This is a genomic window from Candidatus Omnitrophota bacterium, assembly GCA_030695905.1.
In the GTDB taxonomy this organism is placed as follows: Bacteria; Omnitrophota; Gorgyraeia; order 2-01-FULL-45-10; family 2-01-FULL-45-10; genus CAZHPY01.
On record JAUYOL010000035.1, the window covers coordinates 27,941 to 40,527 of the forward strand.

Annotated in this window: 15 protein-coding genes and 1 tRNA gene; 9 read left to right on the forward strand and 7 right to left on the reverse strand. The window is 45.5% G+C overall.

Going from position 1 to position 12,587, the window contains the following annotated elements; all coding sequences use genetic code 11:
- Positions 1 to 7 precede the first annotated feature (7 nt).
- From dnaX to Q8R38_05335, 7 genes are read left to right on the forward strand one after another with little or no spacing between them, the layout of a single operon-like run.
- Entirely contained in the window at positions 8 to 1,678 is a 1,671-nt protein-coding gene (gene dnaX, locus Q8R38_05305) for a DNA polymerase III subunit gamma/tau (GenBank protein MDP3791438.1), read from the forward strand.
- On the forward strand, positions 1,678 to 2,286 hold the full coding sequence (gene recR / locus Q8R38_05310; protein ID MDP3791439.1) for a recombination mediator RecR: 609 nt from the start codon (positions 1,678 to 1,680) through the stop codon (positions 2,284 to 2,286). Before dnaX ends, recR begins: the two co-directional genes overlap by 1 nt.
- 55 nt (positions 2,287 to 2,341) lie before the next feature.
- Positions 2,342 to 3,163 (forward strand): hypothetical protein, encoded by an 822-nt coding sequence (locus Q8R38_05315; protein ID MDP3791440.1) that lies wholly within the window; start codon positions 2,342 to 2,344, stop codon positions 3,161 to 3,163.
- A gap of 26 nt (positions 3,164 to 3,189) precedes the next feature.
- Positions 3,190 to 3,768, forward strand: a complete 579-nt coding sequence (locus Q8R38_05320; protein MDP3791441.1) for a 2-oxoacid:acceptor oxidoreductase family protein — start codon at positions 3,190 to 3,192, stop codon at positions 3,766 to 3,768.
- 1 nt (position 3,769) lies between these two features.
- A complete protein-coding gene (locus tag Q8R38_05325) occupies positions 3,770 to 4,096 on the forward strand; it encodes a 4Fe-4S binding protein (protein ID MDP3791442.1) in 327 nt (108 codons plus the stop codon).
- The gene (locus tag Q8R38_05330) at positions 4,084 to 5,262 is read left to right on the forward strand and encodes a transketolase C-terminal domain-containing protein (GenBank protein ID MDP3791443.1); all 1,179 of its coding nucleotides are present in this window, start codon (positions 4,084 to 4,086) and stop codon (positions 5,260 to 5,262) included. The genes Q8R38_05325 and Q8R38_05330 overlap by 13 nt, the downstream gene beginning before the upstream one ends.
- Positions 5,259 to 6,188, forward strand: a complete 930-nt coding sequence (locus Q8R38_05335; GenBank protein ID MDP3791444.1) for a thiamine pyrophosphate-dependent enzyme — start codon at positions 5,259 to 5,261, stop codon at positions 6,186 to 6,188. Before Q8R38_05330 ends, Q8R38_05335 begins: the two co-directional genes overlap by 4 nt.
- On the opposite strand, the gene Q8R38_05340 is transcribed toward Q8R38_05335, so the two are convergent.
- From Q8R38_05340 to Q8R38_05365, 6 genes are all read right to left on the reverse strand, one after another.
- Entirely contained in the window at positions 6,185 to 7,078 is an 894-nt protein-coding gene (locus Q8R38_05340) for a vitamin B12 dependent-methionine synthase activation domain-containing protein (GenBank protein ID MDP3791445.1), read from the reverse strand. The two genes, Q8R38_05335 and Q8R38_05340, sit on opposite strands and share 4 nt — an antisense overlap.
- Positions 7,079 to 7,084: 6 nt before the next feature.
- Positions 7,085 to 8,233 (reverse strand): aminotransferase class I/II-fold pyridoxal phosphate-dependent enzyme, encoded by a 1,149-nt coding sequence (locus Q8R38_05345; GenBank protein MDP3791446.1) that lies wholly within the window; start codon positions 8,231 to 8,233, stop codon positions 7,085 to 7,087.
- A complete protein-coding gene (locus tag Q8R38_05350) occupies positions 8,234 to 8,719 on the reverse strand; it encodes an Lrp/AsnC family transcriptional regulator (protein MDP3791447.1) in 486 nt (161 codons plus the stop codon).
- 77 nt (positions 8,720 to 8,796) lie between these two features.
- The gene (locus Q8R38_05355; GenBank protein MDP3791448.1) at positions 8,797 to 9,315 is read right to left on the reverse strand and encodes a peptidoglycan-binding domain-containing protein; all 519 of its coding nucleotides are present in this window, start codon (positions 9,313 to 9,315) and stop codon (positions 8,797 to 8,799) included.
- Between the two features lie 78 nt (positions 9,316 to 9,393).
- Entirely contained in the window at positions 9,394 to 11,163 is a 1,770-nt protein-coding gene (locus Q8R38_05360; GenBank protein ID MDP3791449.1) for a phosphoenolpyruvate carboxykinase (GTP), read from the reverse strand.
- Between the two features lie 86 nt (positions 11,164 to 11,249).
- Positions 11,250 to 11,723 carry a peptidylprolyl isomerase gene (locus Q8R38_05365; protein ID MDP3791450.1) on the reverse strand — a complete coding sequence of 158 codons (474 nt, stop codon included), beginning with the start codon at positions 11,721 to 11,723 and terminating at the stop codon, positions 11,250 to 11,252.
- A gap of 319 nt (positions 11,724 to 12,042) precedes the next feature.
- Here Q8R38_05365 and Q8R38_05370 point away from each other — a divergent pair, with 319 nt between their 5' ends.
- Both Q8R38_05370 and Q8R38_05375 read left to right on the forward strand, forming a co-directional pair.
- On the forward strand, positions 12,043 to 12,282 hold the full coding sequence (locus Q8R38_05370) for a GIY-YIG nuclease family protein (GenBank protein ID MDP3791451.1): 240 nt from the start codon (positions 12,043 to 12,045) through the stop codon (positions 12,280 to 12,282).
- A gap of 5 nt (positions 12,283 to 12,287) precedes the next feature.
- Positions 12,288 to 12,363, forward strand: a tRNA-Asn gene (locus Q8R38_05375).
- On the opposite strand, the gene Q8R38_05380 is transcribed toward Q8R38_05375, so the two are convergent.
- Positions 12,336 to 12,587 (reverse strand): hypothetical protein (locus tag Q8R38_05380; GenBank protein MDP3791452.1); only part of this gene is annotated, 252 nt, incomplete at its 5' end. The two genes, Q8R38_05375 and Q8R38_05380, sit on opposite strands and share 28 nt — an antisense overlap.

Genomic DNA, 12,587 nt, shown 5'->3' on the forward strand with positions numbered 1-12,587 from the left:
GTGCGCTTTGAGTTATATAGTATTTGCACGTAAATATCGCCCGCAGGCGTTTGATGAAGTAGTTGGCCAGTCCCACATAACAACCACACTTAAGAACGCGATCGCGCAAAACAGAGTTGCCCATGCTTACATATTCGCCGGACCACGCGGCGTAGGCAAGACAACTACCGCCAGGATTCTCGCCAAGGCGCTAAACTGTGAAAAAGGCCCTACAGACAATCCGTGTAATAAGTGTGTCTCATGCAATGAGATTACGCAGGGCATAAGCCTTGATATTCTCGAGATAGACGGCGCGTCGAATAGGGGCATAGATGAGATACGCAATCTTCGCGAGAATGTAAAATTTTCTCCGTCAAAGGGAAGATTCAAGGTATATATAATAGATGAAGTCCATATGCTTACCGCGGAAGCCTTTAACGCCCTGCTTAAGACTCTCGAAGAGCCGCCCGCGCACGTAAAGTTCATATTCGCCACAACGCAGGCGCATAAAGTCCCATCTACAATACTTTCCAGGTGCCAGAGGTTCGATTTCAGGCGCATCTCAATAAAAGATATCGTCGATAGCCTTAAAAGCATAGCCAAGAAGGAAGGCGTAAAAGTTGATGATGATGTCCTTATATTGATAGCAAAGCATTCGGACGGTAGCATGAGAGATGCCCAGGTTGTGATGGATCAGATATCGTCATTTACCGAAGGAAAAATTAATATAGAAGACGCTTCTAAGATACTTGGCGCGGTAAGCGACGACATTCTTTTTGGCCTTGCGGACTCGATAAAACAGCAGGACGTGGTTGGAGCGCTCAAGATAATAGACAGCCTGGCGAATGAGGGCAAGGATATAGTACAGGTAATATTGTATATGATAGAGCATTTCAGAAATCTGTCTGTAATAAAGGTAAGCAAGGACCCCGCAAGCCTTATAGACGCTTCTGCCGAAAAGATAAAGCTTTATGACGAGCAAGCCCGAAAATTTACACAGGAGGAGATACTCTACATCATATATACGCTTTCCAATACAATAGACTTTGTCAGAAAATCTACAATAGCGAGAGTCCCATTCGAAGTCGCTATGATTAAACTGACGAGAAGAGGCGCGATAATACCCTCCGGCGAGATAGTGGAGAGGCTTGAAAGGCTGGAGAAGGGACTGAAGGACGGCAGCGTTAAAGGTGTGAGTGTAAGCCCGAAAGAGACCAGCTCCGAACCCCAAATCCAGAACCAAAAACCCACAACCCAGAAAAGCGCAGCGCTGGATGAGTTGATAACCGTATGGCCGGCGGTATTGAATTGCATAAAGGACCGTAAGATATCTATAGCGATGTATCTTAAAGAAGGGATGCCTTTAAACTTCGAAACGAATACGCTTTCCATAGAATTTCCAAAATCTTCAAAATTCCATAAAGAGATGCTCGAATCACCCGATTGCAAATCTTTAATATTGAAAGCGATAAAAGATATATCGGGCCTGGATATTAAGATAAAACTTACAATATCCGAATCCGATGATATGAACAGTAACGCCACGAGGGATGTTTTTGAGGAATCTTTGGGCGGCGTCTCCCAAAAAGACAGGAATTCCCAGGGGGATATCGACGAGCCGATAATAAACGACGCGCTCGAAATATTCGGCGGAGAGATAGAGAATGGGAACGGTAAAAATGGCGGGAGGCGGGTCTAGTGAGCGGATTTCCGGTTTCGATGAAAGCCCTTATAGAGGAATTTGCCAAGATGCCCGGCATAGGGCCCAAAAGCGCGCAGCGCCTGGCATTTTATATACTGCGGGCGCCGAAATCAGACGCGGACGCTCTATCCAAGGCTATCGGCAAGGTTAAGGAATCGGTGAGATTTTGCAAGGCTTGTAATAACCTAAGCGATGAGGAAGTTTGCGATATTTGTAAAAGCAAAACGCGCGATAGGTCTCTTCTTTGTGTAGTCGAAGAGCCAAATGACATAATAGCGATAGAGCGCGCGAAGGAATATAAAGGCATTTATCATGTGCTGTTAGGATCTTTATCGCCTCTGGACGGCATTGGGCCATCGGACCTGAAGATAAAAGAGCTGTTGGAAAGAGTGAAGAAAGAGAAGTTTAACGAGATAATCATAGCCACAGATTTTAATACAGAAGGTGAGGCGACGGCGCTTTATTTAACTAAACAGCTTAAAGATTCAGGCGCCAGGCTGACAAGGGTAGCCTATGGCATACCCGTAGGCAGTGATATAGAATACGCGGACCAGGCCACTATATTAAAAGCATTCGAGGGCAGGCGGGATCTTCAAAGGGCTTGACAGGCATTTAAGCATTTGATATATTATAACCCTGTTCCAAAAAGGAGGATACTATATGGGCGTAGTGGATGCAATAAAGAAGGGTTTCGGCGTTGCGAGCAAGAATTTATTGCTGATTTCGGTATTATTCGTATTCAATCTTATATGGAACATGGTTAATATAGCTCTTATGCCTGCCGGCGCTATATCTACCCCCGGCGCGGCACCTGCTGCCACAACACCTCTGGCTATTCCTCCGGAAGCCGCTATTATCAGCCTGATTGCCAGCATGGTATTTATACTGGCCAGCATATTTATGCAGGGCGGGTCTTTGGGGTTAGTTAAGGACTATATTAAGGAAGGCAAGATGAAGCTGGGCGGTTTTGCTTCATATGGGCTTAAATATTATTTGCGTCTTCTTGGTTTAGGAATTTTGATATTATTGCTTGTGGTGATAGTGGCTTTGATAGCCACCTTAATAATTGCGGCGACGGCTCCTTTAAATAACGTTGTAGCGACAGTAGTAGCCGCTATAATAGCCATAGCTATAGGCCTGGTAGGCATATATTTTGTGATCTTATTGGTAATGGCTCCGTATTCTTTGGTATGTGACGATACCGGTGTGATAGCGGCGATGAAGAAGAGTATGTCTGTCGTACGCAAATCATTCTGGAAAGTACTTTTGTTGCTGATATCGTTAGTATTGATAGCGATAGGCATAGGAGTTCTGATAGGTATAGTAACAGGACTTTTGACAGTGGCTATGCCCGCAAAGGCAGGCCAGGTAATTATAGGCATTGTTAACAGTTTGTTTAACGGATATTTTGGCGTAGTTATGATGGCGGCATTCATGGCTTATTATTTTGCTTTATCCGGAAAAGAAAAAGCTGCCGCATAATATATAGGGTAGATTCAGGCGAAGAGATGAAAGATTTAATAGAGATTCGCTGGCATGGCAGAGGCGGCCAGGGAGCAAAGACAGCCGCCCTTTTGTTTGGCGACGCCGCTTTAGCCTCAGGCAAGTATATCCAGGCATTCCCGGAGTATGGCCCGGAGAGAATGGGCGCTCCGGTCGCTTCATTTAACCGCGTTTCCTCAAAACCTATCTTTATACATTCAGGCGTGACGAATCCAGATGTTGTTGTTGTGCTTGACCCTACACTGATAGAATCTATCGACGTTACCGAAGGTATGCCTGAAAGCGGGGTGCTGATCGTAAATACGGAGAGATCTCCTCTGGATGTAAAGAATGACTGTAAGATAAAAGGGCAGATAAAGGTATTTACGGTAGACGCTTCTAAGATATCTACCGAGACCATAGGAAGAGATATACCGAATACGCCCATGCTTGGAGCTTTGATAAAAGCAACCGGGCTGTTAGATTTTAAAGAGATGCTCACGGATACAAAGGGCAAGCTTGAAAAGAAGTTTAAGTCCAAGCCGGAAGTTATAGAAGGGAATTTAAAGGCAATAGAACGCGCCTACAACGAGGTAAGAAGTTAATATGGCTATCGAAAAGAAAAAAGGCTGGAAGGAACTCACAAAAGGCGCTGTGATAGAAGGCGGCGGCACAGCCAAGCAATTTAAGACAGGCGACTGGAGAAGCGAAAGGCCCGTGCATATTCCGGAGAAATGCATCCATTGCATGGCCTGCTGGATATATTGTCCCGATTCCGCCGTTATAGTAAAGGACGGCAAGGTAGTCGGGTTCGATTACGATTATTGCAAAGGCTGCGGCATCTGTATGCACGAGTGCCCGGTTAAAGGCAAAGCCATAAAGATGATTTCCGAAAAAGAAGCCAAAAAAGAGCAGAAGATATGTCAAAAGTAAATATAGTAGCGAGAACCGGCAACGAGGCTATGGCAGAGGCGATGCGCCAGATAAATCCTGACGTAGTCGCGGCATATCCTATAACCCCCGCTACAGAAATAGTCCAGATATTCGCCACTTATGTTGCCGATGGCCTTGTGGATACAGAATTTGTTCCCGTAGAAAGCGAACATTCCGCTATGTCGGCCTGTATAGGCGCAAGCGTTGCGGGCGGCAGGACGATGACGGGCACATCCAGCCAGGGGCTCGCGTTGATGGCCGAAATGCTTTATATAGCGTCGGGGTTGAGGCTGCCGATAGTGCTTGCGGATGTTAATAGAGCCTTATCGAGTCCGATAAATATACATTGCGATCATTCCGACACCATGATGGTAAGAGACGCCGGTTGGATACAGATATTCTCCGAAAACGCGCAGGAAGCCTACGACAACATGATACAGGCTGTCAAAATAGCCGAAAAAGCGTCCTTGCCGGTAATAGTTACAACGGACGGTTTTATAATAAGCCACGGCATGGAGAGAGTTGAAATAATCGACGACAAAGAAGTGAAGAGTTTTGTCGGAACCAGAAATCCGGAGCATTATCTGTTAAATTTAGAAAAGCCCATAACTGTCGGCGCGCTGGATCTTCAGGATTACTATTTTGAACACAGGCGTCAGCTTGCCGAGGCGATGAAAGACTCCAAAGATGTTATACTGGACGTCGCGAAGGATTTTAAAAATAAGTTTGGCCGTTCTTACGAATTATTTGAAGCTTATAAGCTCGATGACGCAGAATATGCCATTATCGCTATGGGCTCTACCGCAGGCACGACCAAAGCCGTGGTGGATAGATTGCGTGAAAAAGGCATAAAGGCAGGCCTTTTAAAGCCCAGAGTCTTCAGGCCGTTTCCAAAGAACGAGATAGCGGACGCGGTTAAAGGCGTAAAAGCGATAGCGGTTCTTGACAGGTCAGATTCTATCAATGGAAATGAAGGGCCCCTGTGCGTTGAGGTTAAAGCGGCGCTTTTCGATAATAATATGAAGAAGATAGTTTTAAACTACATATATGGCCTTGGAGGCCGCGAGATAAAGCTTGATGATATAGAGAGCGTATATAAAGATCTTGCCGAAGCATTCAAAGGTAACGCAAAAGATATGGTTACATATCTGGGCGTGAGAGAATAATGGCTAATCTAAAAGAATTATCGAAACAGAAGGAATTGTTCACGGGCGGGCATCGCGCGTGCGCGGGCTGCGGCGCGGCGATAGTGGCAAGGCAGGTCCTTGCCGTAGCGGGCCCCAATACTGTGGTTACAAATGCCACAGGCTGCTTGGAGGTCGTATCCACGATATTTCCTTACACCGCCTGGAATGTGCCTTTTGTTCACAGCGCGTTTGAGAATGCCGCCGCCACGATAAGCGGAGTGGAGGCGTTATATAAGTCGTGGACCAGGCAGGGTAAATATAATAAGAAGCTAAACTTCATAGCGTTCGGTGGAGACGGCGGAACTTACGATATAGGGCTTCAGGCTTTGTCCGGAGCCATGGAGAGAGGCCACAATATTCTATACGTTTGCTACAACAACGAAGCCTATATGAATACCGGCGTGCAGCGTTCAGGCGCTACGCCAAAAGGAGCGGATACCTCAACAGCTCCCGTGGGAAAAATCAAAAAAGGTAAAGAGCAATATAGAAAAAATCTTACAGAGATAATGGTCGCCCATGGTATTCCGTATGTCGCCCAGGCGGTTGTGGGGAATTGGCGCGACCTTACGGCAAAAGTCGAAAAAGCTCTTTCGATAGAAGGCCCGAAATTTATAAACGTATTTCAGCCTTGCAGGCTCGGCTGGGCGTATAAGCCGGAGCTAACCTGTGAACTTGGACGTATGGCAGCGGATGCCTGTATGTGGCCGCTCTATGAAGTTGTAAACGGCCAATATAAGATTACCTACAAGCCCAAAGAGAAGAAGAGTATTGTGGAATGGGTAAAGTTACAGGGCAGATTCCGGCACCTGACAAAGCCCGAGAATAAAGCGCTTCTTGATGATATACAGGCCCAGGTAGATAAGTTGTGGAATGATTTATTGAAGAAAGAAGCCGCAACAGCTTAGTGATTCCTCCGAAATTCACAATCCCCTTTTTCACAGATATCGCAGCTTGAAATAAATTTTTTAAAGATACCCTCATTGGCGATAGCTACCATAGCGGATATAGATTTTTTCGGAACCATCATGCAGCCTTCGGTTAACTCCACGCCAGCTTTAGAAAAATCCAGTACTTTTGCCAGCTTAAACTGTTCTTCTGTGGGCCAATCACAGTATCCCGGCGAAAATCTGCTTGAAACACTCTTCTTTAGAAGCGAATAATTTCTGCGCAGCCTGTTTTCGAGTCTTTCCGCAAGCGATTCTACGGCGAATGATCCTATCCTGTCCAATAGATATCCTCCCAATGGGTCGCTGCCGGACGTGAATAGGCTCGCCTCTTTTTCAATACCATTTCCGATGGTCACTACAAACAGCGCCAGGCTTTCGGCGCCTTTTATAAATGGAGGGATCTTTCTCGTAGAGAACCTGACAGGGCCCTCTATCTCTATGAAATCATCACCTATTTGTAGTATCTTTTTTTCTATAAAGAAGTATTTTGCGTCGGCAAGCGATCTCGCTTTTCTTATGCAGACGCTAAGCGCGGCCCTTATATTGACCGCGCGCTCACTCTTATCCGATATATCTATGTGTTCCGACCTATGAACTTCTTTTTTGACAAAATCCCAGTCTATGCCTACATAATGAGGAGGCAATATTATCTTATGCAGGAAGTCATTATAAAAATTGGCGAAAGGAGTGGGCGCTTTTTCATTAATAACACGGCTCATCTCCTCATGACGCTCTCTATATAGAAGAAGAATGCCCAAGGTTATCATAAGGATGCCGGGTATTATAGGAAGGATAAGCCCGGCAATCCCTATAAGGATAATAAGAACCGCTATAAGTTTTATGAACATTAGTTTTTATCTGCCAAGGAATCTTTTTATTCTTACCAGGGCTTCTCTTATGTTCTGAAGACTGGAAGCATAAGATATGCGCACATAGCCTTCACCCGAAGAGCCGAAAGCGGTTCCCGGCACCAAAGCCACCCGTTCTTTTTCTAAAAGCCCCTTAGCGAACTCCATGGACGACAGTCTGGAGCTTTTTATCGAAGGAAACGCGTAAAAAGCGCCCTCCGGTTTGTGGCAGGACAGCCCTATCTCATTTAAGCCAGATATGACAAGCTCACGTCTTCTTCTATATTCGCGCTTCATTTCAAGAACGGATCTCTCGCCATTTTTGAGGGCTTCCCTGGCGGCCATCTGTGACATTATAGAAGCGCAGAGCATCGTGTACTGATGTATCTTTGTCATGAGCGATACCATCTTTTCCGGCGCGCATACGTAGCCTATGCGCCAACCGGTCATCGCGTAGGATTTTGAAAATCCGTTCAAATATATGGTGCGCTCTTTCATATGGGGCAATGTCGGGAATGGAGTGTGATCAAAGTCATATGTGAGGTCACCGTATATCTCATCGCTTATCATTATGAGATTACGTTTTAATATTGCCCTGGATATATCCTTTAATTCCGCCTTTGTATACGAAGCTCCCGTAGGATTATTAGGATAATTTAATATTATACCCTTGGTCTTACTATCACAATGTTTCAATATATCTTTCGCGGTTATCTTAAACTCTTTATCCGGATCCGTCTTTATAAAAACTGGTTCTCCCCCCGCAAGGGTAACCAGCGGGCCATAGGATACATAGTAAGGCTCGGGGATGAGTATCTTATCGCCCTTATTCATGATCGCTCTCATTGCCAGATCAAATGCTTCGCTTACACCCACGGTTATCAGTATTTCATCGGTTGGATCATACTCCAGAGAATACTTGCGTTTTAGGTAGCGCGATATATCCTGCCGGAGTTCTTGAGTTCCCTTATTCGAAGTATAAGAGGTATGTCCCTGCTCGAGAGAATATATAGCGGACTCTCTGATGTTCCATGGTGTTACAAAGTCCGGTTCCCCGACGCCAAGGGAGATAACGTCTTTCATGCCGAGCACGAGGTCGAAGAAGACCCTTATGCCTGACGACGGTATCTGTTCTACTAATTTAGATGTCTTCATTTATAGTGATATTGCCTCTCTCTTGTCTCTTTTTGCCTGTCTTAAAATGTCCCCATCCTCTTTATATTTTTTCAGGATGAAATGAGTGACTGTGCTGCGCACATTCTCCATGCATGCCAATTTTGACGATACAAAATCGGAAATAGTATGTATATTTTTACCTTCAACTACCACAAGAAGGTCGTAAGTCCCGGACATAAGGTAGCATGCGCTCACTTCGGGGAATTGATATATCCTTTCCGCCAGATAGTCGAATCCCAGGTCCTTCTTCGGCGCTATCTTGACCTCTATAAGGGCGCGCACATCAGAATATTCATCCCTGACGAGCTCTTTATTTATAACGGCCTTATATTTAAGTATCACGCCATCTTTCTCAAATTTCTTTATCGCACTCTTCACGGCCTGCACTTTCATGCCGGTCATCTTGGCAATCTCTTCCGGCGTGGTGCGCGCGTCTTTTTCCAGTATCTCTAATATTTCGTTCATTTTATCCTCCTAATTAAAAGGGCTAGCCTTTGTTATGAGGCCAGCCCTTTAAGTTGCGAATCTGTTTGTCAAAAAACCTACTTAGTGGACGCCTCCTCCTCGACAGGGCTGGCGGCGGAAGACGAGCCGGATGAATATTTGCTCAAAGCTTCCCAGGTTCTGTTTCCGACCACACCGTCAGCGGCAAGGCCATTTTCCGTCTGGAATTTTCTTATGGCGGATCTGGTCTTTCTTCCTTTTACACCGTCTACCTCGCCTTTATAAAAACCGGCGTTCTTAAGGCATGTCTGTATCTCTTTTACGCGCTCTTTGTCCTGCGCGCTTCTCTTATGCTTTATTCCAACGTTTGATCTCGAAGATGAACGAGCCATTTTCTCGGCCTTCATCTCCTCGACTTTCGCGGCCTGCTCCATCGCGATGCGTTCAGTTTCGGACTGTTTGGATTCTACGCCTTCGACCCTGGTCTCAAGCGTATCGACCTTCGTCTTTATGCCCTTTACTTCTTCGGATAGTTTTTTCTGGGCTGAACTGCATCCGGAAACAGTCAATGAGGCACATAGTATTAGTGCAATGAGTAAAAAACCAATTTTATTCATGATACGTGCTCCTTTCAAATTTATCTTTAAGTTAGGATTATATGCCAATGCGTAAAAAAAATCAATACTTATTTGTTTTTATCTTGTCTTGTTTTCCAGCTTTTTGAACTCTTCCCATATTTCATTGGGAAGCCGGTCGTCAAACTGCCTTAAAAAGGTCTTTACTCCATCCAGTTCCGTTTTCCAGTCGGATAAATTTATCTCAAATAGCTTTTCCATGCGTTCTTTAGGAATATCCAAACCGCTAAGATCCATATCTTCCAATTTCGGTATAAGGCCTATTGGATTGGGTTTCGCGCCTACCCTGTTATTAACACGGTCTATCATCCATTTTAACACTCTTATATTTTCTCCGAACCCGGGCCATAGATATTTGCCTTCCTCATCCTGACGGAACCAGTTGACGAAGAATATCTTTGGCGGGTTATCCATCTTCTTGCCTATATTCAGCCAATGGTTAAAATAGTCTCCCATATTGTAGCCGCAAAAAGGAAGCATGGCCATCGGATCACGTCTTAAGACACCTTCTTTTTGCGTCGTCGCGGCGGTTGTCTCCGAGCCCATGCGGGCCGCTAAGAATACGCCGTTTTGCCAATCCAAACTCTCATAGACAAGCGGTATAAGATGGGAGCGTTTTCCGCCGAATATTATTGCCGATATCGGTACGCCTTTTGGGGTATCCACTTCCTTGGATAGCGTTGGAGCATTATACATGGATACCGTAAACCTTGAGTTAGGATGCGCCGCTTTTGTGCCTGAAGAAGCGTCCCATGGATTGCCCTGCCAATCCAGAAGATTTTTAGGCGCGTTCCCATCAATGCCTTCCCACCATGGTTCGCCTGTATCGGTATTCAATGCCGTATTGGTAAATATGGTAGGATAAAAGTTACTGCTCTTAAGCGTCCTGATCATATTAGGATTTGTCTTCATCGAAGTCCCGGGAGCGACTCCGAAAAATCCCGCTTCCGGATTTATCGCCCAGAGCCTTCCGTCGGGCCCTACATTCATCCATGCTATATCATCACCCAGTGTCCATATTTTGTAACCCGGCAGAGCTGATTCCATCATAGCTAAATTTGTCTTGCCACAGGCGGAGGGCAGCGCCGCCGTAACATATGTAATCTCGCCGCTTGGAGCTTGAATCCCAAGTATTACCATGTGCTCCGCCAGCCAGCCTTCCTGTAGGCCCAGCCACGAAGCTATCCTTAAAGAAAAGCACTTTTTGCCTAACAAGGCATTCCCGCCGTAGCCTGAGCCTATGCTCCATACGAAATGTTCGAGAGGGAAGTGCACAATAAGTCTTTTGTCGGGGTCGAGATTTCCTATTGAATGAAGGCCTCTGACGAAGTCGCTTTTATTTCCTATCCTCGCTATCGCAGCCTTTCCCATTCTCGTCATTATTCTCATGCTTATAGCGACATAAGAAGTGTCGGTAAGCTGTATACATGCCTTGGCGTAGGGTGAGTCGGGGTGGCCCATCATATATGGCAGTACATACATCGTCCTGCCCTTCATGCATCCTTCGGATAGCTTTCGCATTTTAGCCTTAGCTTCTTTAGGATCCATCCAATTATTATTTGGCCCGGCGGTGGCCCTGTCGGGGTAGCATACGAAAGTGAGATGCTCTGTGCGGGCAACGTCGGTAGGGTGGCTTCTATGCAAATAAGCGTTGGGCCAGCTTTTCTGATTCAATTCGGTGAATACGGGCTGACCGTTTATCTTTTCTTCCCGCATACCTATCTCAATGAGTTTCCGGGCCTCAGCGTCAGAACCGTCACACCAATAAATCTTATCCGGCTTTGTCAGCTTTGCCTGTTCCTCAACCCATTTTTCGAGCGGTGTTGCCATATTCTTCCTAATGTTTTATGTGTAAGTCCGTATTTGGCGTGGTATTATACCACAAAAGAGGGAGTTCTCTATAAAAGTTTTCTTCCCTATTTTACGTAAGCCTTGATTATTTTTTGCTCTGAAATAGGCTTATCCGAGGGGCCTGTAGCCGTATTTTCTATTTTTTCTACAACATCGTAGCCTGATATCACCTTGCCGAATATGGTGTGATGCATATTCAGCCATGGTGTAGCCGCCGTTGTGATAAAGAACTGGCTGCCATTGGTATTGGGGCCTGCATTTGCCATTGCCAGAATACCGGGTGAGTCAAAACCAACATTTTTATTAAATTCATCCGCGAAAGACTTGCCCCATACCGATGATCCGCCCATGCCTGTTCCTGTGGGATCTCCGCCCTGGATCATAAATTCCTTTATGACCCTGTGAAATATTAATCCATTGTAATATCCTTTTTCGGCCAGTTTCACGAAATTTTCACACGCTTTTGGCGCTATATCAGGCATGAGTTTAATCTCTATCTCGCCCTGGTTTGTTTCTAAAACGACTATTTTTTCATCCATCGCGAATAATCCTCCGTTAATGTTTATACCAGTCAGTAAAACGATCAAACAAGCGCTTAAAATCAGTATTTTTAGGCTCATAATAGTTTTTTCCTTTTTTGCCATTGTATCTTAAACGAAACGTGTGTGCAAGATAAAACTATTTGAAAAAGCCCTGTCGATATGCTATCATCTTACCTGCAATAGTCGTTCTTTAAAATTTTTCACTCCCCTGTAGCTCAGCTGGCCTCCGGCCCTACGGGCCGCCTCCGGCTCTACAGAGCCGTAGGCTCGGAGAGTAGGCCCGGAGGGTAGAGCATGTGAAAGGTTTTCTATTAGAATGTATTATGTATATGTTTTAAAAAGTGAAAAAGACGGCAAGTTATATACGGGGCATACTGATAACATAGAGAGAAGGCTATCTGAGCATAACAGTGGTAGGGTAAGATCAACAGCAGCAAGAAAACCATTTATTGTGCTGCATTTTGAAACATTTCCCACGAAATCTGAGGCGCGCTGGCAAGAACGCTGCCTCAAAACCGCGTGGGGTAAGAAGAAACTCAAGAGCTCTTTTATATAAATCGTTCCCCTGTAGCTCAGCTGGTAGAGCATGTGGCTGTTAACCACAGTGTCCTAGGTTCGAGTCCTAGCGGGGGAGCCAATTTGTAACATAGGCAGAACTGCTGTCTCAGTGGTTCTGCCTATTTCTTTTTCTTCGAGCAATGGGGCGGTGTATTCGAGGGTTACGTCGGGCGGGGTTATGATAATTCGCTTTACGAAGGTTCTTAAGACGGCCTTTTGCTCCATGATCGTGCCGTCCTTGAGGAGTTGAGTCAAATCCGTGGCAAATTCCTTGAGGGCTTGAAGGTCAAACGGCAAACGTGC